The organism is Trinickia camelliae (genome assembly GCF_053525655.1).
In genome coordinates this window covers 23,602-46,495 of sequence record NZ_JBCHAA010000013.1, presented here as the reverse complement: position 1 = coordinate 46,495, position 22,894 = coordinate 23,602, and the positions used below count along the sequence as shown (strand labels likewise).

Sequence of the window (22,894 nt, the reverse complement as noted above, 5' to 3'; positions counted from 1 at the left end):
CGGCAATCGAGCCGTCCCGCCCTCATCATGTCCGACACCCGCCCCGACACCCTCTTCGCCCTCACCGCCCTGTCGCCGCTCGACGGCCGCTATGCCGCCAAGACCGAGGCGCTGCGCGACTGGCTCTCCGAAGCCGCATTCATGCGCCATCGCGTGACGGTCGAAGTCCATTGGCTGATCGCGCTGTCGCGCGCCGGCTTCGCCGAAGTGCCGCGCTTCTCGGAGGCGTCCGAGCAGTTCTTGCTGCAGCTGGTCGAGCGCTTCACCGCGCACGACGCCGCGCGCATCAAGGACATCGAGCGCGTCACGAACCACGACGTGAAGGCCGTCGAGTACTGGCTGAAGGAAGCGGTCAAGGGCCAGCCGGAGCTGGAGCGCGCGAGCGAGTTCATTCACTTCGCGTGCACGTCGGAGGACATCAACAACACGTCGCACGGCCTGATGCTCGCCGGCGCGCGCGAGCACGTAGTCCTGCCGGCGCTGCGCTCGGTGCACCAGCGCCTCGTTGCACTCGCGCACGCGCACGCCGAGCAGCCGATGCTCTCGCGCACGCACGGCCAGCCCGCCAGCCCGACGACGCTCGGCAAGGAAATCGCCAACGTCGCCGCGCGTCTCGCGCGCGCGATCGAGCGCATCGCGGCCGTGCAACTGCTCGGCAAGATGAACGGCGCGGTCGGCAACTTCAACGCGCACTTGTCGGCGTATCCGGAGTTCGACTGGGAAGCGTTCTCGCGTGAAGTCGTCGAGCAGCGCCTGAAGCTCACCTTCAATCCGTACACGATCCAGATCGAGCCGCACGACTACATGGCCGAGCTCTTCGACGCGATCGCGCGCGCGAACACGATCCTGCTCGATCTCGACCGCGACGTCTGGGGCTACATCTCGCTCGGCTACTTCAAGCAGAAGACAAAGGCAGGCGAAATCGGTTCGTCGACGATGCCGCACAAAGTCAATCCGATCGACTTCGAAAACTCCGAAGGCAACCTTGGTCTCGCGAACGCGACGCTGCGCCACCTCGCCGATAAGCTGCCGGTCTCGCGCTGGCAGCGCGACCTCACGGACTCGACCGTGCTGCGCAATATGGGCGTCGCGTTCGGCTACTCGCTGCTCGCCTACGACGCGCTGAACCGCGGCCTCGACAAGCTCGAAGTGAATCCGCAGCGCCTGAACGACGACCTCGACAACTGCTGGGAAGTGCTCGCCGAGCCGGTACAGACGGTAATGCGCCGCTTCGGCATCGAGAATCCGTACGAGCAGCTGAAGGAACTGACGCGCGGCAAGGGCATCACGCGCGAAGCGCTGCAGCAGTTCATCGGCGGCCTGGCGATTCCGGCCGATGCGAAGGAGCGGCTGCTCGCGATGACGCCGGCTTCGTATGTCGGCAAGGCCGTGGAGCTGGCGAAGCGGATCGCGTAATCGATACGACGCGCTTGAAAATAGAAATGCCGTTCAGCCAAACACTGAACGGCATTTCTTTTGATGCGCGCTAAAGCGAGACGCGTACGCAACGCCCGAAGAAGTTCGCCCGATCGTCGCAACGAACAATTCGTCGGCTAGAGGGCGATGCGCAACTCCGCGGATTTCGTGGGTCCAATTTCGATGTCGTACTGCCGGGACTTTCCGTCCTTCGACACAATCAATTGGTAGCGGCCCAGCTTTTCTAAACTGAGACGGGGACGCGCGTAGAAAAGCGGCCCTTTCGATACTGCGTCGATCACTAGGTCGCCCTTCTCGGTGACGATCTGCACACGTACGCCGGACAGATACGCCCCCGTCTTGTCGACAAAGGTCAAATTCACGTTGTAGTGGAAGCGAAGCGACCGCATTTCGGCCGAGTCCACGCTACCGCTCAAGTACGGAACATGGTCCGTCTGATCCACGCTTTTGCCGACGGCAAAAGCGTGGGACGCGGCAAGCATGAGACATGCTGCACCGAAGACCAAGTGCTTACCGACTGTCTTTTCCCTCATGAGTCTCTCCCATTAACGCGCCGCCCGACATGGGCGGCATCATGGGATTCGATTGAAAGGCAATCGATTCGTTTTGCAAGCCGCTAGACAGATAATTCGAGATTGTCAGTCTGCAAAACCGGCCTGCACCATCACGCTGTCGACGATCTGTTCCGGCGTCAGATCGATACTGACTTCAATCGCCTCATCCGGCCCCGGCGCCTCGAGCGTATCGAGTTGGCTCTGCAGCAGCGACGCGTCGAAAAAGTGCCCGGTGCGCGCGCCGAGCCGAGCCTTGAGCACCTCGAACGTCCCCTTCAGGTAGACAAAGCGAACATCGGGATCGCCGCCGCGCAGCACGTCGCGATACGAGCGCTTGAGCGACGAGCACGTGAACACCGCCGTCTCGCCCGCGCGCTGCTTGTCTTCGATCGCCGCGCGGATTGTCTTGAGCCACGGCCAGCGGTCGTCGTCGGTCAAGGGAATGCCGCGGTGCATCTTCTCCTTGTTCGCTTCGCTGTGGAAAGCGTCGCCATCCGTGAAGCTGCACGACAAACGTTCCGCCAACAGCTCGCCAATCCGCGTCTTGCCCGCGCCCGACACACCCATCACGATCAAAATCATTTCCTGCTCCTAAAACCCAATACCCGTTACAGCACCGTCGCGAGCGCGAACGTCAGGCCTAAACCCAACAGCGAGATGATGGTTTCGCACAGCGACCACGTCTTGAAGGTCTGCCCCACCGTCATCCCGAAGTACTCTTTGATCAGCCAGAAGCCACCGTCATTGACGTGCGAGAAGATCAGCGAGCCGGAGCCCGTCGCGAGCACAAGCAGTTCGGGCTTCACGACGATGCCGCTCGCCGACGCGATGGGCGCGACGACGCCGCAAGCCGTCGTCATCGCAACGGTCGCCGAGCCAGTCGCAAGACGAATCAGCGCGGCCACCAGCCAGCCGAGCAAAAGCGGCGACAGGTGCGCGTGCTTCGCCGTCTCGACGATCTGGTTCGAGATACCGCTATCGCGCAGCACGCCGCCGAAGCCGCCGCCCGCGCCGACGATTAGTGTGATGCCTGCGATCGGCGCCAGACACTCGCTACAGAACTTCTGGATCTGGTCGCGATTGAAGCCGCGCCGCGCACCGAAGGTCCAGAAGCTGACGAGCACCGCGATCAACAGCGCCACATCCGAGTTGCCGACGAAATGCAGCAGATTGTTGGGCAGCGTTTTCGGCGTGAAGACGAGATCGGCCCAGCTGCCGACGAGCATCAGGATCACCGGCAGCAAAATCGTGAACAGCGTGACGCCGAAGCTAGGCAACTCGCGCTGCGCGCCCTGGGCATGCGTATCGACAAACTGCGCGGCGAGCGGATTGTTCTCGGGCAGCTTCACATAACGGTGGATGAGCAACGCGAACAGCGGACCGGCGACGATGGCGGTCGGCACGCCGACGATGAGCCCGTAAGCGATCGTCTTGCCGATGTCGGCGCCGTACGCCTGCACCGCGAGCAGCGCGGCCGGGTGCGGCGGAATCAGCCCGTGGACCACGGACAACCCCGCCACCATCGGCAAGCCGATCAGCAGCAGCGACTTGCCGGTGCGCTTGGCGACGTTGAACGCGATCGGAATCAGCAGCACGAAGCCGACCTCAAAAAACACCGGCAGGCCGACGATGATCGCGACGAACATCATCGCCCAGTGAATGTTCTTCTCGCCGAACCATTTGATCAGCGTGGTCGCGATGCGCTCGGCGCCGCCCGACTCCGCCATCATCTTGCCGAGCATCGTCCCCAAGCCGACCACGATCGCGATGTGGCCGAGCGTGCCGCCCGTGCCGGCTTCGAACGACTTCACGATCTTGTCCATCGGCATGCCGACCACCAGGCCGAGCACCAGCGACACGATGATCAGCACCAGAAACGGGTAGACCTTGTAGCGGGCGATCAAGAGAATCAGCGCCGCGATGGCGATCACCGTATAGACCAGCAGCATGCTGCCTTGGACAGCTCCCATGAAGCTCCTCCTTGTGATTATTCGGCCAGGGGCGCAAGACGGCGCACAAAACGATCCCTAGCGTACAACGTGCCGCGCCTCGCAACGACGCGGCAAGGCGATCTTGTCTTGCGAAGGCAAGGACGCTGAATTTTACTTTTGATTAATCTTTGAGGATAGAACCGGTTCCATAAGCAAAAACCCTCACCAAACCGAGCAAAAAGCCCGTTTTGAGAGGGTTTTGAGATGAAACCTGGCTAGCGGAAACGCTGCGAGGTCAATTGCGATGGGCCGCGAGCTCGGTGGCGGCGTGTGCGAGTCGGGTCACTTCGTCCCAGTTTTGCGAGGCGAGCGCGGACTTCGGCGTGAGCCAAGATCCACCGACGCAGACCACATTCGGCTGAGCCAGGAAAGTCGGCGCCGACTCCGCGGTGATACCGCCGGTCGGGCAGAACTTCAGGGTCGGGAACGGACCGTAGAACGCTTGCAGCATCGGCACGCCACCCGCCTGCTGCGCGGGGAAGAACTTGACGATCTCGTAGCCGAGTTCCATCGCGACGATGATGTCCGAGGGCGTCATCACGCCGGGCAAGAGCGGCAGACCGGCGTCCTGCGCGGCCTGATGCATTTCCTTGGTAAGCCCCGGCGACACGCCGAACTGCGCACCGGCCTTCTTGGCGAGCGCGCACTGCTCGGGCTTCGTGATCGTGCCGACGCCAACGACGATATCGGGCGCCAGCTGGCTCGCCCGCTCAATCGCCTTCAGCCCGGCCTCCGTGCGCAGCGTGATTTCGAGCACCTTCACGCCGCCTGCGTGCAGCGCGCGCGACACGTGCTCGCCCTGCTCGGCCGAGTCGAATGCCAGCACCGGAATCACCGGACCCAGACGTACGATTTCGCTAACCGTCTTCATTTGCATGCCTCCTTATGGGTGTGCGTCATTGACGTACATGAGCCGGTTGTTCAGCCGTCTCGCCGACGAGCGGACCGAACACCGAAGCGCCCATTTCCGCCGGCGCCGCGGCCGAACGGAAGACGCCGAACAATTCGCGGCCGAAGCCGACTTCGTTTTCCGCCTGATGCGCGGGCGCGGCCACTTCGCGCGCCGCCCATTCGTTCGCGTCGACCTCGACGTCGAGCACGCCCGCTTCGGCGTCGATGACGATCGTGTCGCCGGTGCGGACCTTGCCGAGCGGGCCGGCCAGCAGCGTCTCGGGCGACACGTGGATCACCGCCGGCACCTTGCCCGACGCGCCCGACATGCGCCCGTCGGTGACGAGGGCGACATGGAAGCCTTGATCCTGCATCACACCGAGAAGCGGCGTCAGCCGGTGCAGCTCGGGCATGCCGTTCGCGCGCGCGCCCTGGAATCGCACCACGGCGACGAAATCGCGCTTCAGCTCGCCGTTGTCGAATGCCTCCTGCACGGCTTCCTGGGAATCGAAGACGATCGCCGGCGCCGTCACTTTGCGATGATCAGGCGAGACCGCCGAGATCTTGATCACGCCGCGCCCGAGCTTGCCTTGCATCAGCCGCAGGCCGCCGTCCGCCTGAAACGGCTCGCCGATCGGGCGCAACACGCTGGCATCACCGCTCTCGGCGACGCCCGGCACCCACTTCAATTGGCCGTCGATCAGCTTCGGCTCCTCGGTGTAGTGCGCAAGCCCCTTGCCCGCGACCGTCGTCACGTCTTCGTGCAGCAAGCCGCCTTCCAGCAAATTGCGGATCAGGTACGCCATGCCGCCCGCCGCGTGATAGTGGTTCACGTCGGCCTTGCCGTTCGGGTAGATCTTGGCGAGCAGCGGCACGGCTTGCGAGAGCGCGTCGAAGTCGTCCCAGTCGATCACGACGCCGGCCGCGCGTGCAATCGCGACGAGGTGCAGCGTGTGATTGGTCGAGCCGCCCGTCGCGAGCAGCGCGACGATGCCGTTGACGATCGCTTTTTCGTCGATCACGTGGCCGATCGGCGTGTAGTTGCCGCGCTCGGTGGTGAGATCGAGCACGCGGCGCGCGGCCGCGGCGGTGAGCGCGTCGCGCAGCGGCGTGTGCGGGTGAACGAAGGCCGAGCCCGGCAGATGCAGGCCCATCACCTCCATCAGCATCTGGTTGCTGTTCGCGGTGCCGTAGAACGTGCAGGTGCCGTGGCCATGGTAAGCGGCCGATTCCGCCTCGAGCAGCGCATCGCGCCCCACTTTGCCCGTCGCGAATTGCTGGCGGATCTTGGCTTTGTCGTCGTTCGACAGGCCGCTCGTCATCGGACCGGCGGGCACGAAGATCGTCGGCAGATGGCCGAACTGCAGCGCGCCGATCAGGAGGCCCGGCACGATCTTGTCGCAGATGCCGAGGCACAGCGCCGCGTCGAACATGTTGTGCGTGAGCGCGACGGCCGTGCTCATCGCGATCACTTCGCGCGAGAAGAGCGACAGCTCCATCCCCGCGTTGCCTTGCGTGACGCCGTCGCACATCGCCGGCACGCCGCCCGCGAATTGCGCGACGCCGCCGTTTTCACGCGCGGCCTGCTTGATGATGTCGGGGTAGGTGATGTACGGCGCGTGCGCGGACAGCATTTCGTTGTACGCCGACACGATGCCGATATTCGGCTGGCGGATCTGCTTGATGACGAGCTTGTCGTTGCCTTCGAGACCCGCGAAACCGTGCGCGAGATTCGCGCACGACAGCGCGCCGCGCGCCGGGAAGCGGCCCTGCGCGGCATCGATGCGCGCGAGATAGGCCGCGCGCGTCGGCTTGCTGCGTCCGACGATGCGCTTGGTGACGGTGGTCAGCGTGGAATGCGGCGAGGCCATGGACAGACGCTCCTGAGAGTCCGCGCGGCAGGGAGGCGCGCGAGTAGATGGGATCGTGAGGACGGCCGCAAGTTCGACCGGACGACAGGAGTTTAGTAGAAAAACTACATGCAAGCAATCGGGATGTGAGGGGATTGCGTAAGGATCTCATACCGGCATTTTGGCGCTCAGCTGATCTACTCCACCGGATCCTCACTTGTGCGGCGCACCATAACAGAGTCGAATCACCACACGACCACAGAAGTTGTCGCATCTGAGTATGTAGATTTTCTACACAAAAACGACGATACTTTATCGAACGATTTCGCCTCGCCGCGCGCCGCGGCCACGCCCACCATGCTCTCTAGAATCGAATCGATGCGCGCGCAGTTGCGCCCCTCTGAACGCAAACTGGCCGACTACGTGATCGACGCCCCTCGCGAGGTGCTCGATCTCGCGATGACCGAACTCGCGGAACGCGCGGGCGTCAGCCAACCGACGATTGCACGCTTTTGCCATGCGCTCGGGTGCAGCGGTTTTCGTGAGTTCAAGATCCGGCTGGCGCAGAGCATTGCGCGCGGCGTGCCGTCGGTGTATCGCGACGTGCGCCCCGATGAGCCCGCACCGGGCGTTATCGCCAAGGTATTCGACCGGACAATCGGAGCATTGATTGAAGTGCGCAACAGCCTGTCGACGGATAGCATCGCCGCGGCAATCGACTTGCTCGCGCACGCGTCGCGCATCGAGTTCTACGGCGCTGGCGGCTCTGGAATAGCCGCGCAGGATATTCAGCACAAGTTCTTCCGCCTGGGCATCCCGAGCGTGGCCTATGCCGATCCTCATACTTATTCGATGTCGGCAGCGCTGCTGGGGGCAGGTGATGTTGTCGTGACGATCTCGAACACCGGCCGCACGCGCGATATCGTCGACGCCGCGCGCTCGGCGCTCGCGTGCGGCGCGAAGGTCATCGCGATTACGCATAGCAATTCGCCGTTGGCGCAGATCGCAACTGTGAGTCTTTCGGCGAATATCGCCGAAGAGGCGGATGTGTTTTCGCCGATGACGTCGCGCATGTCGCATTTGGCGATCGGGGACATCCTGGCGGTCGGCGTCGCATTGCGACGCGGGCCAGAACTCGTCGACCGACTGGGCAAGGCGAAGGAGACAATCACGCGGCGAAGGATCGGAGCGGACGACTGAGAGCGCACTTTGGCGTCTGCAGCGATCCTGAAGAAACACCATGCAAAACGGGCTGCCCGAATTCGGAGCAGCCCGTTTTTGTTTCGACACGTCACGCAGGAAAGCCGGAGCGCGGAGAGATGCCCTCGACGACGCGATTCACCACGCTTGCGGCGCCGGCGCGCCGCCCGTCATCACCACTGATACGACGCACCTCCGCCGACCGTCGTGCCGGCGGCGCTCATGCCCGCGCCGACTTTCAGCTTCAGGTTCGGCGTCACGCGTGCCGACGCGCCGAGCGCCCCTGCCTGATAACCCTTGAAGTTCGCGGTACCGATACCAATGGCCAGCGTTTTGCCAGGATCGACATCGGGGATCATCGTCAGCGCGGTCGCGGCTGCGACACCGCTGTATGCCGCTCGAGCAACCGTCCCAATAGCTGCGTTCATGTCGCTGCGCAGACCGTCCAACTGGCGCTTGTTCACGGCATCGGTTGGATTTTGGCCATTGTCCACGTTTGTGATACGTCGCTGCAGACTGCTGGACCCTACGGAGACGGTATCCGCCTCATCCGCCACCGAACCATTGCCAAGCGCCACCGAATTGTTTCCATTCGCAATCGCGTTTTCGCCGAGCGCCGTCGAGTTATTCCCGTTCGCCTGCGCGCCGCCGCCGATCGAGACCGTACTCTGACCATTGGCGGTCGACGGACTGTTGGAAGAATTCACGTTGACGTACGGATTGTTGTTGTTTTCGACGTTGGTCACGCGCTGGTCGACCTCGTCGATCTTGCTGTTTGCGCTGTTGATCGCGTCTGTATTGGCCGTCACGCGGTCATCGAGATTCTTGAGCGCATCGCCGACGTTGTTGTATGTGGTTCCGCCGATCGTGTAGCTGGGCGCAAGAATGTTGCCGTCCGCATCGATCCCCGCGCCACCACCCAAGCCCGCCAGCACCCCGCGCAGCTGCGCGACGTTCACGCCATCCGTGTCAGCCGTACCCGCTGCCAGATCGATGAGCTTGTTGTTGTTCAGGCTCAGCGTGCCGTTGATCTGCATCTTGTTGTTCAGGAACAGCCCGTTTCCATTGAGGACCATCGAACCCACGCCGCCCTCGCCAGTGAAATCGTTCACGCTCGAAATACCGCAGTTGGGGTTCGTCGTATTGTTAGCAAAGGCGGTTCCAAACGTCGTCGAATCCTGAAGCATCGAGCAGACGTCGTCCGCGCCGTCGTTAATATAAAACGTTGCGGCCGATGCGGAAGACGCGAAACCGACCGCCCCTGCCACGGCAAGTACCAGGCCGCCGAAAACCCGGATAGCCGCGCCTCGCCGACCGCGATTACCAGCCGCAGCCAATCTCAAAACTGGTCCGCCTGCCGTTTGCCCCCAAACGGAATATTTCTCTTTTTTCAATTTGCCATCCTAAATAAATAGTCGATCAGTCAGACGTCTATGCGGAATAGGCGCGGCATGTGCCGCGTGACCACGCATCTGTGCGCACGTCGGACGTGGATCGACGCTAAGCCAAGGAAGGAAGGTCAGACTTGACTTCAGCCGGACGATGCGCCGACCGAAGCTATAGCAACCCGATGGAATCGGTCGGGCACGACATGGCTACTGCCCAAGCGCTTCGACCGGACATCAATATAGGGATGGAGTAGGCGGCAGGAAATCGGACTACTCTTAAAAGGCAGCCCGTTGCGGAACTATTCTCGTTATTCGGCGCACGCCGCGCCGCGATTTGCGATGCTCAGAACGGCTTGAGGACCACCAGTGCCACGGCTGCCAGCATGCCCAGCACCGGTAGCTCGTTGAAGAAGCGATACCACTTGTCCGAGCGCCGGTTCTCGCCGCGCTCGAACACGGCGAGCAAATGCCCGCAGTACGCGTGATAGATCACCAGCAGCACAACCACGCCGAGCTTTGCATGCATCCAACCCTGCCCGCGGCCGATTCCGACCGCGAGCCACAGCCACAACCCGCAGGCAATCGCCGGCACTGCGATGAACGTCATGAAGCGATAAAGCTTGCGCGCCATCGTGAGCAGCCGCCGCACCGCGGCCGGCTCCGTCTCCATAGCGAGATTCACGAAGATGCGCGGCAGATAGAACAGCCCCGCAAACCAGGAAGCGATAAGGACAATGTGAAAGGTCTTGATCCAGAGCATCAGACGGCCTTAGTTCGTTTTCTTATTGACGCGCCTCGCCATGCCCAAGCACGACGTACTTCAGCGAAGTGAGCCCGTCGAGACCCACAGGCCCGCGCGCGTGCAATTTGTCGTTGGAAATGCCGATCTCCGCGCCGAGGCCGTATTCGAAGCCGTCGGCGAAACGCGTCGATGCGTTCACCATCACGCTCGCGGAATCGACTTCGCGCAAGAAACGCATCGCGCGGTCGTGGTCTTCGGTGACGATCGCATCCGTGTGCGCCGAGCCGTAGGTGTTGATGTGCTCGATCGCCTCGTCGAGACCGTCGACAACCTTGATCGCGAGCACAGGCGCCAGATATTCGGTGCGCCAGTCCTCTTCGGTTGCATCGACGAGCGTTCCTGACACGATACCGAGAACACCGCTCAGCACTTTGCGCGCCGCCGGATCAACACGCAGCTCGACACCCTTCTCCGCATACATCGCGCCAAGCGGCGGCAACGCCTTATCCGCGATGTCGCGTGCCACGAGCAGCGTTTCCATCGTGTTGCACGTGCCGTAGCGATGCGTCTTCGCGTTGTCGCAAACCTTCAGCGCCTTCACGAGATCCGCGCGATCGTCGACATAGACGTGGCAGATCCCGTCGAGATGCTTGATCATCGGCACGCGCCCTTCTTCGATGAGGCGCGCGATCAGGCTCTTGCCGCCTCGCGGCACGATCACGTCGACGTATTCCGTCATCGTGATCAGCTTGCCGACCGCCGCGCGATCGGCCGTCTCGACCACCTGCACCGCCTCCTGCGGCAAGCCGGCCTCAGCAAGCCCTTCGCCGATCAGCTTCGCGAGCGCCGTGTTGCATTCGAGCGCTTCCGAACCGCCGCGCAAAATCGTCGCGTTGCCGGATTTCAGGCAAAGCGCCGCGGCATCGATCGTCACGTTCGGGCGCGATTCGTAGATGATCCCGATTACACCGAGCGGCACACGCATCTGGCCGACCTGGATGCCGCTCGGGCGGTATTTCAGATTGCTGATCTCGCCGATCGGGTCGGGCAACGCCGCCACTTGGCGCAAACCTTCGACCATCGTCGTCAGCGCTTTGTCCGAGAGCGTCAGGCGATCGATGAACGCAGCATCGTGGCCCTTGTCGCGGGCGCGCGCGACGTCGCGGGCATTCGCATCCTTAAGCGCCTGCGCATCGCGCTCGATTCCCCGCGCGATCGCTTCGAGAGCGGCGTTCTTCGTCGCGGTAGTGGCTCGCGCCATCGCACGCGATGCCTGGCGCGCCCGGCGGCCGAGGCCGGTCATGTATTGGTCGATATCCATGGTGATTCTCGTCGTGCCGCGCGAAAAGATGAGGGCACGTGAATACAAATTAGCGGAATTGCAGAAACAGGCGAGCGGTCAAGCGATGTTACGCAAACCAGCAGCGAGCATCGACGCTTCCATCTGAACCCGAATAGCAATCGATTGTAGCGTGGCGCGACGCGTTCCGCTTAGCGTCGCCGGCCGGTGATCCATCAGGCTGCGCGTCGTGCCGGTGCTCTCGGCGGCGTACCCGATGGCGGGCGAGGCGCGGATCGGCCTGGCGCCGCAACCGTCATCGCAAGTTCGAACAACCCGTCCCATGGGTTTGGCGGCGGCTCATTGCGACGGTCGGTACCCGAACCCGACAAGCCCTTGACCTGGCGATCGAGGCGCGCGGCAAGCGACAGCGCCTTCTCCAGCGCGGCTTCGGTCACGCGCGACAGCGCCGGCCCGACGAGCCGTTCGCGCGGCCCCCAGACGCGGTTCTCGCGCAGCAGCATGGCCAGCGGCTTGCCCGCCTCGACGCCGCGCTTGATGCGCAGCAGCGTGCGCAGCTCTTCGACGATCGCCCACAGCACCAGGACTGCTGCCTCGCCCTCGCCTTTCAGTCCGTCGAGCATTCGCGCGAGCCGGCCGACATCGCCCGCGAGCATCGCTTCGTTCAGCTTGAAGACGTCGTAGCGCGCGACGTTGAGGACCGCGTCCTGCACTTGCTCGAAGCTCAGCACGCCCTGCGGATAGAGCAGGCCGAGCTTTTGAATTTCCTGATGCGCGGCGAGCAGATTACCTTCGACGCGCTCCGCGATGAACTGCAACGCGCGCCGCCCTTCTTCGCCGGCGGCGACGCGCTGGTCCTGCTGCGCCAAGCGTTGGCCCACCCAGTTCGGCAGTTGTGCGCGCTCGACGGGATCGATCTTGAGGGCCACGCCCGCCTCAGCGAGCGCGGTGAACCAAGCGGCTTTCTGCGTCGCCGCGTCGAGACGCGGCAGCGTGACGAGCGTCAGCACATCTGGGTTACCGGACGAAGCGAGCGTTTTCAGTGCGTCGGCGCCTTCCTTGCCGGGCTTCCCCGACGGGATGCGCAGCTCGACGAACTGCCGGTCGCCGAACAACGACATCGACTGGCTCGCGCCCAGCAGCGAACTCCAGTCGAAACCGCGCTCGACGGTGAACACCGAGCGATCGGTAAAGCCCGCTGCGCGAGCCGTCGCACGAATGCGGTCGCACGCCTCCTGGGCGAGCAGATGCTCATCGCCGTACACGACGTACAGGCCCGCCAGTCCCTTCGCGAGATGCGGTTCGAGAGCGTCAAGTCGCAGTTGCATGAGGGCGTGCGATTAGCGATATCGGATATAAGTAACGATCAGAGCGGCGGCGACGGCAACGGGACGCGAGGCGCAACCGAAGGTACTTGCTGCCCCGGCGCTGGATGCAGCGAATGCACCAGCGAAAGTCGGCGCGTTAGCTGATCGACGGCGTCGTTCTGCATGTCGGCGAACAGCAGATCGGCTTCCGCCTGCTTCGCCGTTGCATATTGGTCGCTGTAGGTCATCGCGCGATTCAGCGCAATCGCGCTAGGCGCAATTAGTAAAGTTCCATCCTTGCCGACGAGCTGGTAGGAAAGCGAATACGTGATTTCATACTCTTCGACGAGGCCCTGTGAGTTCATCGTCAAGGTTCCTTGCCCACGCCCTTCCGACATCGTCAAAATCGCATCCGCATTGGCCGGCGAATTGACGACTACCGTATCGCTGCCGCCCTGCACCATGCGCGTCAGGCGCGCCGCGACCGGCGCCGGAGCGCCGACAATGGCGAGCCGCTTGAACGCGTAGTCCTGCTGTCCGCGCAACTGGAAGCCGCATGCGGACAGCATCATCACGCTGCACGCAAGCGTCAAAAACGATCTGCGAGTCACATGACCTCCTTGGTTCGCAGTGGCAAGGCGCGCGCGGCGAAATCCGCCGCGCGGCACCCGGCGCATTCTTAGGCCACGATGTTCACGAGGCGGCCCGGCACGATGATGACCTTCTTCGGCGCCCTGCCCTCGGCGAACTTCTCGAACATCTCGTGCGCGAGCGCGGCTTGCTCGATCGACTCGCGCGAGGCGTCCTTGGCGACCGTCAACGCGCCGCGCACCTTGCCGTTCACCTGCAGCACGAGTTCGATCTCGGCTTGCTCGAGCGCTTGCTCGTCGACCTTCGGCCACGCCGCATCGAGCAGACCGCCAAATTCGCTTGCGTAACCGAGTTCGCTCCACAACTGATGGGTGACGTGCGGCACGACCGGGTACAGCACACGCAGCAAAATGCCGTACGTCTCGCGCAACACCGCGCCTTGCGCTTGCTTCGCGCCTTCGAGCGCGTTGAGCATCTTCATCGCCGCCGAAACGACAGTGTTGTACTGCAAACGCTGATAGTCGAAATCGGCCTGCTTCAGCACGCTGTGGATTTCACGGCGCACAGTCTTGTCGGCGTCCGTCTGAGTCGCCGCGTCGAACGCGCCACGCTCGCGCAGCACCGCCTGGTTCGCGAAGCCGAACCCCCAGACGCGCCGCAGGAAGCGGCTCGCGCCCTCGACGCCCGCGCCCGACCATTCGAGCTGCTGCTCGGGCGGCGCGGCGAACATCGTGAAGAGGCGCGCGGTATCGGCGCCATGCTGGTCGATCAGCAATTGCGGATCGACGCCGTTGTTCTTCGACTTCGACATCTTCTCGATGCCGCCGAGCACGACCGGCTGGCCGTCGGCGTTCAGCGTCGCGCCGACCGGGCGGCCCTTGTCGTCGTGCGAGACGGTGACGTCGGCCGGGTTGTACCAGGTCTTCTTGCCCGACGCGTCTTCGCGGTAGAACGTTTCGTTGAGCACCATGCCCTGCGTGAGCAGGTTCTTCGCCGGTTCGCCGAACTTGACGAGGCCGAGGTCGCGCGACACCTTAGCCCAGAAGCGCGAGTACAGCAGGTGCAGGATCGCGTGCTCGATGCCGCCGATGTATTGATCCATCGGCATCCAGTAGTCGGTGCGCGCGTCGACCATCGTCGTCGCGTCAGGCGATGCGTAGCGGTAGAAGTACCACGACGAATCGACGAAGGTGTCCATCGTGTCGGTCTCGCGCTTGGCGGGCGCGCCGCACTTGGGACACGTGCAGTTCACGAACGCGGCCGATTTCGCGAGCGGGTTGCCGGTGCCATCCGGCACGAGGTCTTCCGGCAGCACGACGGGCAGGTCCTGCTCCGGCACCGGCACGTCGCCGCAGCTCGGGCAGTGGATGATCGGGATCGGGGTTCCCCAGTAGCGCTGGCGCGAGATGCCCCAGTCGCGCAGGCGCCACGTGATCTGCTTGTCGCCGAGTTCGAGTGCCTTGAGATCGGCGGCGATGGCGTCGACGGCCGCGTCATAGCCCATGCCGTCGTACTTGCCGCTCGCGACACACACACCGCCGGCCGTCTTGTCGCCGTACCACTCCTGCCACGCGTCGGTCGAGTATTGCTGGCCTTCGACCGCGATGACCTGCTTGATCGGCAGACCGTATTTCTTCGCGAACGCGAAATCGCGCTCGTCGTGCGCCGGCACGCCCATCACCGCGCCTTCGCCGTAGGTCATCAGCACGTAGTTGCCGACCCACACCTCGACCGGCTCCTGCGTGAGCGGATGCTTGACGAAAAAGCCCGTCGCCATGCCCTTCTTTTCCATCGTCATGACGTCGGCTTCCGCGACGCCGCCGCGCTTGCATTCGTCGATGAACGCCTGCAGCTCGGGCTTGCCTTTCGCAAGATGCGTGGCGAGCGGATGCTCGGCGGCCACCGCGCAGAACGTGACGCCCATGATCGTGTCGGCGCGCGTCGTGAACACGCGCAACAGCTTTTGCTCGCCGTCGAGTTCGTACGGGAAGCCGAAGTTCACGCCGAAGCTCTTGCCGATCCAGTTCTGCTGCATGATCTTCACGCGCTCGGGCCAGCCAAGGCCGTCGAGGTCGTTCAGCAATTCATCGGCGTATTGCGTGATCCGCATGTAGTACATCGGGATCTCGCGCTTTTCCACGAGCGCGCCCGAGCGCCAGCCGCGGCCGTCGATCACCTGCTCGTTCGCGAGCACGGTCTGATCGACCGGGTCCCAGTTCACGGTGCCCGTTTTCTTGTAGGCAATGCCCTTTTCCAGCATCTTCAGGAACAGCCACTGGTTCCACTTGTAGTACTCGGGCTTGCAGGTGGCGATTTCGCGCGACCAGTCGATCGCGAGACCCATCGACTGCATCTGCCCCTTCATGTACGCGATGTTGTCGTAGGTCCACTTCGCGGGCGGCACGTTGTTGGCCATCGCCGCGTTTTCGGCGGGCATGCCGAACGCGTCCCAGCCCATCGGCATCAGCACGTTGTAGCCGTTCATCCGCAGATAGCGGTACATCACGTCGTTGATCGTGTAGTTCCGCACGTGACCCATGTGCAGCTTGCCCGACGGGTACGGCAGCATCGAGACGCAATAGAACTTCTGCTTACCAGCGATTTCCGTGGACTTGTAGGCATCGGCGGCGCGCCACTCTTGCTGGGCGGCGGCTTCGACATCGGCGGGTAAGTATCTTTCTTGCATGGTGTGGTTCGGGCTGGCTGTGCGTTCGCGCCCTCTTGCGCCTGGCGGTGCGGGCGGCACCGGGCGCATTGGGCGTGGCTGTAAGTGTCGAAATGCGGTTGAAATGCGGGTTCCCTGTCGCCTGACCAGCGCGGGGAAAGGGCTGATTATACCGTTCGCGTGGGATTACCCGTAGCGCCGTCCCGCTATGGATTGGATGCGTCCGGCGCGCTCGCGCCCGGCGGTTCGGTCACGAAGCCGATGCGCTCGAGCCCCGCCTGCTGCGCCGCGCCCATCACTTGCGCGATGACCTCGTAGCGGGTCGCGCGCGCCGCACGCAGATGGATCTCGGGCGCCTCGGCCAGCTTGCCTGCCGCGACGAACTTCGCGCGCATCGCGTCGAGTGAAATCGGCTGACCATCCCAGTAGATCTTGCCGGCAGCGTCGATTGACAGCGAAATCGTGGTCGGGGTCTGGCGCGCCGGGGCGGAGGCGACCTTCGGCAACTCGAGCCGGATCGCGTGCGTGAAGAGCGGCGCCGTGATGATGAAGATGACGAGCAGCACGAGCATCACGTCGATCAGCGGCGTCATGTTGATGTCCGCCATCGGCGCGGCAGTCTGCTTCTTGTCGAGTCCGCCGAATGCCATGCCGTGCTCTCCGCTTGGGTCCGCTTCGGTCCAGTTTCCGCTCAGGACGCCTCGACGCGGCGCGCCGCGGCCGCCCCGTGCGGCGTGGCGTCCTGCGGCGCGCAGACGTAGGCGTGAAGATCGTGCGCGAAGCCGTCGAGCTCCTCGGACAATTGCCGCGCCATGCGTCCGAGCACGTTGTACGCAAGCACGGCGGGAATCGCGACGACGAGACCGAACGCCGTCATGATGAGCGCCTCGCCGACCGGCCCCGCGACGTTCTCGATCATCGCCTGTCCGCTTGCCGCGATGCTGCCGAGCGCGTGATAGATGCCCCAGACAGTACCGAGCAAGCCGACGAATGGCGCCGTGCTGCCGACCGACGCGAGCAGCACCTGCCCGAACTCGAGCCGCCGCTGCGACGCGGCGAGCGCCTGACGCAGCGCGCGCAGTACCCGCTCGCTGCGCTCGACGCGCGCGAGCAGCGCGCCCGGCGTATGCGCCTCGGCCGATTCGAGCGCGGCTTCGGCCAGCGGCGCGAACACGCGCTCCTTATCGGCGAGGCGCAATGCCAGCACGCCGTCGGAGAGCGACGACGCCTGCCAGAACAGCGTGAGCGCGCGCGGCGCCTGGCGCTTCGCGCGCGCCAGCATCCAGCTTTTCACGATCAGGAAGCACCAACTCGCCACCGACATCGCCAGCAACAGATACGCGACACCGTGTGTGACGGCGTCGCTCGTTTGCAGGTAGTGAAGAATGCCGGTGTTTGCCATCGGGGCCTAAAACGCGGTCGGGAAAAAGCGCGGGACAGGCTCAGCGCAGGCCGAGCACGTCCTGCATGTCAAAGAGGCCGGTCTCACGGCTCGCGAGGTAACGCACTGCGCGCAGCGCGCCTTGCGCATACGACACGCGGCTCGCGGACTTGTGCGTGATCTCGATGCGCTCGCCGATGCCGGCAAAGAGCACCGTGTGATCGCCGACGATATCGCCGCCGCGAATCGCCGAGAAGCCGATGGTCGACGGATCGCGCTCGCCCGTCACGCCTTCGCGGCCATACACGGCGCAGTCCTTGAGATCGCGGCCGAGCGCGTTGGCGACCACCTCGCCCATCATCAGCGCGGTGCCCGATGGGGCATCGACCTTGTGACGATGGTGCGCTTCGATGATCTCGATGTCGTAGCCGGTCGCGAACGCGCGCGCGGCGAATTCGAGCAGCTTCAGCGTGACGTTCACGCCGACGCTCATGTTCGCCGCGAACACGATGCCGATTTTCTCGGCGGCCGCGCGCAGTTGGGCCTTTTGCGCATCGTCGAAACCGGTCGTGCCGATCACCAGCTTCACGTTGTGGCGCAGCGCGGCCTCGACGTGCGTCATCGTGCCTTCCGGCCGCGTGAAATCGATCAGGTAATCGGCTGCGGCGAAGACACTGTCGATGTCGTCGGTCAGCATGACACCCGTCGTTTTGCCGAGAAATGCGCCGGCATCCTGGCCGAGCTGCGGGGAACCTGCGCGATCGAGCGCGCCGGCCAGCGTGACGTCAGGGTCGTTCAAGACCGCTTCGATGAGCATCCGGCCCATGCGGCCCGATGCGCCAGCAATGGCAATTTTCATGAGCAATACACGTAAAAACGACGAGTTACGACGACTGTCGAGAGGTCAAGGCACCGCGCAAAGAATGAAGGCGGGCGGCACATGATGTGCGCCCGCCTCTCACTTGACCGCGCGCTCAGCCACCCGTTCCCTGCGTGCCTTGCGACGATGAAGTCACCGGCTGATTGTGCAAGGAGGAACCATCGCTGCTCTGCGGGCCCGTCGGGCCCACCGGGGTGCTGTTATCCGGTGCGTTCGGCGACGGCCGGTGGAACTGGAACTGCGGCTGGCCCTGCAGCGGCGCGGCGCCCGGCGTCATGCCCGCGGTGGACGGCGGCACGGGCACCGACGGCCGGTTGGTCGGCGTCGACGTGACCTGGCCCGTTGCGCGGTTGGCCGCCTGGGCAGCTTCGGCATTCGCGGCTGTCGCCGGCAGCGAGCCTGCCTGCGCGGCTTCGTCCGTCGGCGAGGCGACCGTCGCGAGCGGAGCCGGAGACGCCGCTGCCGCGCTCGCGGCGCTGGCCGCGGCAGCTTGGCTCGCATCGAGCGCCGCTTCCGCCGCCTTCTCCTTAGCGGCCTTCTTCTTGCCGAGCTTGTCGCCGTCGATGTCGGCGAGCAATTCAAGATTGGACGGCAGATTGTCGCCACCCGACCAGCTCGCGACCCGGTCGTTCTGGAAGTTCACGACGAAGTCGCGCTGCTGGACGATCGACGTCGAGCCGCGCTTGAAATAGAACAGATAGTCCCAGCGATCGGCATGGAACATATCGGAGAGCAGAGGCGTGCCGAGCAGCGCCTTCACCTGGTCTCGAGACATGCCCACCTGCATCTTCGCCGCCATTTCCGACGACACGAAATTGCCCTGGACGATGGTAATCCGGTAGGGCGTGATGGTTTGCGCGATGCGCTGCGTGACGCTGTTGTAGGTCGAGCATCCCGCGAGGGCCGCCGCCGCAGCAGCTACGATCAAGGTACCCCGCACGCGGCTCCCCCGGTTCAAAAGAAAATTTGGAATCATTTCACTCACCGTGCGGGCCCGCCTGGAAAGGCTGAAAAGGCCGCGCGAGTTACACCGAAGATGCCCGGAACAGCAAAAACACATTACTATTAGAACCCTGCATTGTACTCTAGGGATGCCTACCGATGACCAATCCGACCGATCTCAAGAATATCGGGCTCAAGGCGACCCTACCGCGCCTCAAGATTCTCGAGATTTTTCAGCACAGTGCCGTGCGCCACCTCACCGCTGAAGACGTCTACCGAAGCCTGCTGAATGAAGAGCTCGATATCGGGCTCGCCACGGTTTATCGCGTGCTCACGCAATTCGAGCAGGCGGGACTTTTGTCGCGCAGCAACTTCGAATCCGGCAAGGCGGTGTTCGAGCTCAACGAAGGCACGCACCACGATCACCTGGTGTGCCTCGACTGCGGGCTCGTCGAAGAGTTCTTCGACCCCGAAATCGAAAGCCGTCAGCAATCGATCGCCAAGGAGCGCGGCTTCAAGCTGCAAGAACACGCGCTCGCGCTGTACGGTGCTTGCACCAAGGAAAACTGCCCGCACCGCAAGCACTGAGCGTACGAATCCAGTATCAAGGATGCAAAAAAGCCGCCCTCGGGCGGCTTTTTTGCGCCGGTCTCTCGCTGTAAGGCGGCCGACGGCGACGTAACGGCTAGCGCCGCCCTCAAGCCGCGAAGACTTCGTCGAACGCCAACCGATACGGCTCGGCCAACGTCACCTCATCGCAATTCGGCTGATTGCCGCCACGATCGACGACGATGAAGTCCCCTTCCCGCTCGAGCACGATCAACGGATGGTGCCAGACCCCTCGAGCGTAGTTCACGCCCTGAAGGCCCTCTCCCGCGAACGCGCGCATCCGCGCCGGATCGAACTCGCCCGCCGGCGCGACGACGACGAGGTACTTCACATCGCCAAGCGGAATGAACGCCTGGCTGCCGAGTGGATGACGCTCCATCAGCGCGACGTCGAGCGGCAGTTGGCGCGGCTGCCCGCGAAACACGTTGATGAGCGGACGCCCGCCTGCTTCGGTCACGTCGACCGTCGCGAGATCGTGATAGCGCTCGGTCGTGCCGGCGTTGATCGGGAAGTGCCGCGCGCCCGCGAGCTCGATGACGTCGCCGAACGGCGCGAACGCCTCGCGCGTGAGCCGCTCCACATGAAGGGTATTCATCGCTGCCTCGTTACTCGATTTCGCCCCACAGACGCAGGCGCGATACGCCGCCGTCCGGGAAGATGTTGAAGCGCACGTGCGTCACCGGGCCGAGCGCGGCCAGTTCGGCCTCGTAGGTATGCACATTGTCCATTTTGAGCGGCTGCTCGGGCAACAGCACCGGCCAGAACATGGCCTGCGTGATCAGCGACTCGTCGGTGCCGCCCGCGACGCGCGCCGCCTGCAGCGAGCAACGGTCCGGGAAGTTGCCCTTGAAGTGCGCCGTATCGACTTCGACGCGCTTGATCACGCCCGGATGCGCCAGTGCGACGATCGCCCAATCGTTACCGGGCTCGCGCCGACGCCGTGTTTCCCAGCCGTCACCCATGTTCACGCCGCGGCCCGGCATCAAGATCGTCGAAGCGAGACCGAAGTGCTGGTTGTTCGTGGCGACCAGGTACGCGCCGTTCTCCGCCGCCGCCAGATCGACCGCCACCCCGCGCTCCGCACGGCTCCAATCGACCGTCGGCTGACCGTACACGCGCAACCGGGCGATGCCGCCGTCCGGGTAGATGTTCACGCGCAGATGCGTATAAGGACGCACGTCCGTCACTTCGAGGTAGTGGTGCTGATTGCCTTGCAGCGTCGTCGCGGGCACGATCGTGCGCCATTGGGCGTTATCGGCCGGCCGGTCGCCGTCGGTATAGCAAGCCTCGATCGACGCGGCCGGCGGGAAATTGCCCGTGAAGTGGCTCGTATCGACATCGATGCCGTAGATCGTGCCCGGCCGCGCGAGCTTCACGATGCAGTAATCGTAGCCGGTCGTGCGCTTGCGGCGCGTCTCCCAGCCATCCATCCATTTGCCGTGATCGTCGTATTTGCCGGGGATGAAGACGGCCGGCTGCGGGTCGAGCATGCGCTCTTTCGGCGCGAAGAATTCGTCGCTCGCGAAGATCGCTTTTGCGCCGAGGCGCGGGTCGGCGAGGTTCAGGTAGCGGCGCGTGAACGAAGGGGCGTTGGGGTCGAGAGTCGGAATAGCCATGATGCGGTTGAATCTCCGGTGAATGGCGGCGGACAGGATCGATGGCCTGCCCGCCTGGAAACGCAAGAAAGCGGTTGGGTCTGCAGGAGTGCGCGGGGGGCAGCTCAGATGGCCGAAGCCGCCGGCGCACCGTGCACGCCTTCGGCCGCGCCGCCTTCGTCGACGCCCGCAATGAAGCGCACGTCCGGCTCCTGGTTCAGCACGCGATGGGCACGCACGCGGTCGATATCGTTTTCCCACACGGCGACGATCACGGTCGCGACGCAGTTGCCGATCAGATTGGTGAGCGCACGGGCAATCCCGACGAACCAGTCGACCGGCAGGATCAGCACGAGACCGAGCACCGGAATCGCGGGAATGGCGGAAAGCGTCGCGGCCAGAATCACGATCGCCGAACCGGGGATGCCGTGCGCGCCCTTCGAGGTCACGAGCGAGACGAGCACCACGACGATCAGGTCATGCATCGACAACGGCGTATTGGTGGCTTGCGCGATGAAGATGACGGCGAGCGTGAGGTAGATCGAGAAGCCGTCGAGGTTGAACGAGTAGCCGGTCGGAATCACGAGACCCACCGTCGAATCCTTGACGCCCATCCATTCGAGCTTGCGCATGATCTGCGGCAGCACGGCATCCGACGAAGCGGTGCCGAGCACGATCGAGAGCTCCTCGCGCAGGTAGCGGATCAGCTTGAAGATGTTGAAGCCCGCAAGCTTCGTCACGATACCGAGCACGACGAACACGAACACGAAGCAGCTCGCGTAGAAGACCAGCACGAGCACACCAAGCTGCTTGAGCGAACCGACACCGTAGGCGCCCGTTGTGAACGCGATCGCGCCCAGCACGCCGAGCGGCGCGAGCTTGATGATGAAGCCCATGATGCGGAAGAACACGTGCGAAAGTTCTTCGATCAGCGTGTTGACCTTCTGCGCCTTCTCGCCGAGCAGCGAGAGCGCCGAGCCGAACAACACCGAGAACACGAGCACTTGCAGGATGTCGCCCTTCGCGAACGCGTCGACGGCCGTGTCGGGGATGATCTTCAGCAGAAAACCGGCCACGTCCTTGAGGCTCTTCGCGTGCTCGGTGTAGGTGGTGAGCGCGGAGGCGTCGAGCGAGTGCAAATCGATGTTCATGCCCACGCCCGGCTTCAGGAAGTAAGCGAGCGCCGCGCCGATCACGAGCGCGATCGAAGTCATGAACTCGAAGTAGATCACCGCCTTCGTGCCGACCCGGCCGACCTTCTTCAAATTGCCCGCGCTGGCCATGCCGCTGACGACGACACAGAACACGATCGGCCCGATCACCATCTTGATCAGCTTGAGAAAGCCGTCGCCGAGGGGCCGTAGCGATTGGGCGAAGTGCGGAAAAAACGCGCCGATCACGATGCCCGCGACCAGCGCGATCATCACCCGGCCAAACAACGAATTGAAGAACTTCGACACGGCTTTCTCCAGATGAGAAGAGAAGGAATCAGTTTAACTGTTCATACTGGTCGGACCAGAGCAGTTATGGTGAATAGTAGGAAGCCGATATAGTCGCGTCAAGCCGCGTCA

The 22,894-nt window shown here is 63.7% G+C and carries 22 protein-coding genes; 4 read left to right on the top strand and 18 right to left on the bottom strand.

All coding sequences use genetic code 11. The annotated features are described in order from the left end of the window. The first annotated feature begins 27 nt into the window (after positions 1-27). Positions 28-1,416, top strand: a complete 1,389-nt coding sequence (gene purB, locus AAHK20_RS21085) for an adenylosuccinate lyase (protein ID WP_449183453.1) — start codon at positions 28-30, stop codon at positions 1,414-1,416. Between the two features lie 137 nt (positions 1,417-1,553). Here purB and AAHK20_RS21080 read toward each other — a convergent pair whose 3' ends face one another. The 5 genes from AAHK20_RS21080 to edd form a co-directional block, all read right to left on the bottom strand. Then, complete coding sequence (locus AAHK20_RS21080) at positions 1,554-1,970, bottom strand: hypothetical protein (RefSeq protein ID WP_449183452.1); 417 nt, start codon at positions 1,968-1,970, stop codon at positions 1,554-1,556. A gap of 105 nt (positions 1,971-2,075) precedes the next feature. After that, positions 2,076-2,573, bottom strand: coding sequence for a gluconokinase (locus AAHK20_RS21075; RefSeq protein ID WP_449183451.1), 498 nt, complete (start codon positions 2,571-2,573; stop codon positions 2,076-2,078). A gap of 26 nt (positions 2,574-2,599) precedes the next feature. After that, entirely contained in the window at positions 2,600-3,961 is a 1,362-nt protein-coding gene (locus tag AAHK20_RS21070) for a GntP family permease (RefSeq protein ID WP_449183450.1), read from the bottom strand. Positions 3,962-4,217: 256 nt separating this feature from the next. Further along, positions 4,218-4,859, bottom strand: coding sequence for a bifunctional 4-hydroxy-2-oxoglutarate aldolase/2-dehydro-3-deoxy-phosphogluconate aldolase (gene eda, locus AAHK20_RS21065; protein ID WP_449183449.1), 642 nt, complete (start codon positions 4,857-4,859; stop codon positions 4,218-4,220). Positions 4,860-4,878: 19 nt separating this feature from the next. Then, positions 4,879-6,744, bottom strand: a complete 1,866-nt coding sequence (gene edd, locus AAHK20_RS21060; protein WP_449183448.1) for a phosphogluconate dehydratase — start codon at positions 6,742-6,744, stop codon at positions 4,879-4,881. 336 nt (positions 6,745-7,080) lie between these two features. Here edd and AAHK20_RS21055 point away from each other — a divergent pair, with 336 nt between their 5' ends. Beyond that, entirely contained in the window at positions 7,081-7,923 is an 843-nt protein-coding gene (locus AAHK20_RS21055; RefSeq protein ID WP_449183447.1) for a MurR/RpiR family transcriptional regulator, read from the top strand. Between the two features lie 173 nt (positions 7,924-8,096). Here the strand turns inward: AAHK20_RS21055 and AAHK20_RS21050 are convergent, their stop codons facing one another. From AAHK20_RS21050 to AAHK20_RS21040, 3 genes are all read right to left on the bottom strand, one after another. Then, positions 8,097-9,035, bottom strand: a complete 939-nt coding sequence (locus AAHK20_RS21050) for a YadA family autotransporter adhesin (RefSeq protein ID WP_449183446.1) — start codon at positions 9,033-9,035, stop codon at positions 8,097-8,099. 619 nt (positions 9,036-9,654) lie between these two features. After that, a complete protein-coding gene (locus AAHK20_RS21045; RefSeq protein ID WP_449183445.1) occupies positions 9,655-10,071 on the bottom strand; it encodes a CopD family protein in 417 nt (138 codons plus the stop codon). A gap of 22 nt (positions 10,072-10,093) precedes the next feature. After that, complete coding sequence (locus AAHK20_RS21040; RefSeq protein WP_449183444.1) at positions 10,094-11,374, bottom strand: glutamate-5-semialdehyde dehydrogenase; 1,281 nt, start codon at positions 11,372-11,374, stop codon at positions 10,094-10,096. Between AAHK20_RS21040 and AAHK20_RS21035 the strand changes: the two genes are divergently transcribed. Next, positions 11,373-11,501, top strand: a complete 129-nt coding sequence (locus AAHK20_RS21035) for a hypothetical protein (RefSeq protein WP_449183443.1) — start codon at positions 11,373-11,375, stop codon at positions 11,499-11,501. The genes AAHK20_RS21040 and AAHK20_RS21035 overlap by 2 nt on opposite strands. A gap of 67 nt (positions 11,502-11,568) precedes the next feature. On the opposite strand, the gene holA is transcribed toward AAHK20_RS21035, so the two are convergent. The 7 genes from holA to AAHK20_RS21000 form a co-directional block, all read right to left on the bottom strand. Then, the gene (gene holA / locus AAHK20_RS21030) at positions 11,569-12,681 is read right to left on the bottom strand and encodes a DNA polymerase III subunit delta (protein WP_449183442.1); all 1,113 of its coding nucleotides are present in this window, start codon (positions 12,679-12,681) and stop codon (positions 11,569-11,571) included. A 38-nt stretch (positions 12,682-12,719) separates the two neighbouring features. After that, positions 12,720-13,271, bottom strand: coding sequence for an LPS-assembly lipoprotein LptE (locus tag AAHK20_RS21025; protein ID WP_449183441.1), 552 nt, complete (start codon positions 13,269-13,271; stop codon positions 12,720-12,722). 68 nt (positions 13,272-13,339) lie between these two features. Then, the gene (gene leuS, locus AAHK20_RS21020; RefSeq protein ID WP_449183440.1) at positions 13,340-15,937 is read right to left on the bottom strand and encodes a leucine--tRNA ligase; all 2,598 of its coding nucleotides are present in this window, start codon (positions 15,935-15,937) and stop codon (positions 13,340-13,342) included. Between the two features lie 185 nt (positions 15,938-16,122). Continuing rightward, positions 16,123-16,566 (bottom strand): ExbD/TolR family protein, encoded by a 444-nt coding sequence (locus AAHK20_RS21015; RefSeq protein WP_449183439.1) that lies wholly within the window; start codon positions 16,564-16,566, stop codon positions 16,123-16,125. Between the two features lie 41 nt (positions 16,567-16,607). After that, on the bottom strand, positions 16,608-17,318 hold the full coding sequence (locus tag AAHK20_RS21010; RefSeq protein WP_449183438.1) for a MotA/TolQ/ExbB proton channel family protein: 711 nt from the start codon (positions 17,316-17,318) through the stop codon (positions 16,608-16,610). A gap of 40 nt (positions 17,319-17,358) precedes the next feature. Further along, positions 17,359-18,156: a 4-hydroxy-tetrahydrodipicolinate reductase gene (dapB, locus tag AAHK20_RS21005; protein WP_449183437.1), complete on the bottom strand. Its 798-nt coding sequence runs from the start codon at positions 18,154-18,156 to the stop codon at positions 17,359-17,361. Positions 18,157-18,271: 115 nt separating this feature from the next. Continuing rightward, entirely contained in the window at positions 18,272-19,117 is an 846-nt protein-coding gene (locus AAHK20_RS21000) for an outer membrane protein assembly factor BamE (RefSeq protein WP_449183436.1), read from the bottom strand. A 161-nt stretch (positions 19,118-19,278) separates the two neighbouring features. Between AAHK20_RS21000 and fur the strand changes: the two genes are divergently transcribed. Beyond that, positions 19,279-19,707 carry a ferric iron uptake transcriptional regulator gene (fur, locus tag AAHK20_RS20995; RefSeq protein ID WP_137333841.1) on the top strand — a complete coding sequence of 143 codons (429 nt, stop codon included), beginning with the start codon at positions 19,279-19,281 and terminating at the stop codon, positions 19,705-19,707. Positions 19,708-19,816: 109 nt separating this feature from the next. On the opposite strand, the gene AAHK20_RS20990 is transcribed toward fur, so the two are convergent. The 3 genes from AAHK20_RS20990 to AAHK20_RS20980 form a co-directional block, all read right to left on the bottom strand. After that, positions 19,817-20,323 carry an ureidoglycolate lyase gene (locus AAHK20_RS20990; RefSeq protein WP_449183435.1) on the bottom strand — a complete coding sequence of 169 codons (507 nt, stop codon included), beginning with the start codon at positions 20,321-20,323 and terminating at the stop codon, positions 19,817-19,819. 10 nt (positions 20,324-20,333) lie between these two features. Then, positions 20,334-21,344 carry an allantoicase gene (alc, locus tag AAHK20_RS20985; protein ID WP_449183434.1) on the bottom strand — a complete coding sequence of 337 codons (1,011 nt, stop codon included), beginning with the start codon at positions 21,342-21,344 and terminating at the stop codon, positions 20,334-20,336. Between the two features lie 104 nt (positions 21,345-21,448). Continuing rightward, positions 21,449-22,783, bottom strand: coding sequence for a C4-dicarboxylate transporter DctA (locus AAHK20_RS20980; protein ID WP_449183433.1), 1,335 nt, complete (start codon positions 22,781-22,783; stop codon positions 21,449-21,451). Positions 22,784-22,894 lie beyond the last annotated feature (111 nt).

Coding starts and splice junctions, on each gene's coding strand:
- purB (WP_449183453.1), top strand. CDS start 28: ATGTCCGACACCCGCCCCGACACCCTCTTCGCCCTCACCGCCCTGTCG.
- AAHK20_RS21080 (WP_449183452.1), bottom strand. CDS start 1,970: ATGAGGGAAAAGACAGTCGGTAAGCACTTGGTCTTCGGTGCAGCATGT.
- AAHK20_RS21075 (WP_449183451.1), bottom strand. CDS start 2,573: ATGATTTTGATCGTGATGGGTGTGTCGGGCGCGGGCAAGACGCGGATT.
- AAHK20_RS21070 (WP_449183450.1), bottom strand. CDS start 3,961: ATGGGAGCTGTCCAAGGCAGCATGCTGCTGGTCTATACGGTGATCGCC.
- eda (WP_449183449.1), bottom strand. CDS start 4,859: ATGCAAATGAAGACGGTTAGCGAAATCGTACGTCTGGGTCCGGTGATT.
- edd (WP_449183448.1), bottom strand. CDS start 6,744: ATGGCCTCGCCGCATTCCACGCTGACCACCGTCACCAAGCGCATCGTC.
- AAHK20_RS21055 (WP_449183447.1), top strand. CDS start 7,081: ATGCTCTCTAGAATCGAATCGATGCGCGCGCAGTTGCGCCCCTCTGAA.
- AAHK20_RS21045 (WP_449183445.1), bottom strand. CDS start 10,071: ATGCTCTGGATCAAGACCTTTCACATTGTCCTTATCGCTTCCTGGTTT.
- AAHK20_RS21035 (WP_449183443.1), top strand. CDS start 11,373: ATGGTGATTCTCGTCGTGCCGCGCGAAAAGATGAGGGCACGTGAATAC.
- AAHK20_RS21040 (WP_449183444.1), bottom strand. CDS start 11,374: ATGGATATCGACCAATACATGACCGGCCTCGGCCGCCGGGCGCGCCAG.
- holA (WP_449183442.1), bottom strand. CDS start 12,681: ATGCAACTGCGACTTGACGCTCTCGAACCGCATCTCGCGAAGGGACTG.
- leuS (WP_449183440.1), bottom strand. CDS start 15,937: ATGCAAGAAAGATACTTACCCGCCGATGTCGAAGCCGCCGCCCAGCAA.
- AAHK20_RS21015 (WP_449183439.1), bottom strand. CDS start 16,566: ATGGCATTCGGCGGACTCGACAAGAAGCAGACTGCCGCGCCGATGGCG.
- AAHK20_RS21010 (WP_449183438.1), bottom strand. CDS start 17,318: ATGGCAAACACCGGCATTCTTCACTACCTGCAAACGAGCGACGCCGTC.
- dapB (WP_449183437.1), bottom strand. CDS start 18,156: ATGAAAATTGCCATTGCTGGCGCATCGGGCCGCATGGGCCGGATGCTC.
- fur (WP_137333841.1), top strand. CDS start 19,279: ATGACCAATCCGACCGATCTCAAGAATATCGGGCTCAAGGCGACCCTA.
- AAHK20_RS20990 (WP_449183435.1), bottom strand. CDS start 20,323: ATGAATACCCTTCATGTGGAGCGGCTCACGCGCGAGGCGTTCGCGCCG.
- alc (WP_449183434.1), bottom strand. CDS start 21,344: ATGGCTATTCCGACTCTCGACCCCAACGCCCCTTCGTTCACGCGCCGC.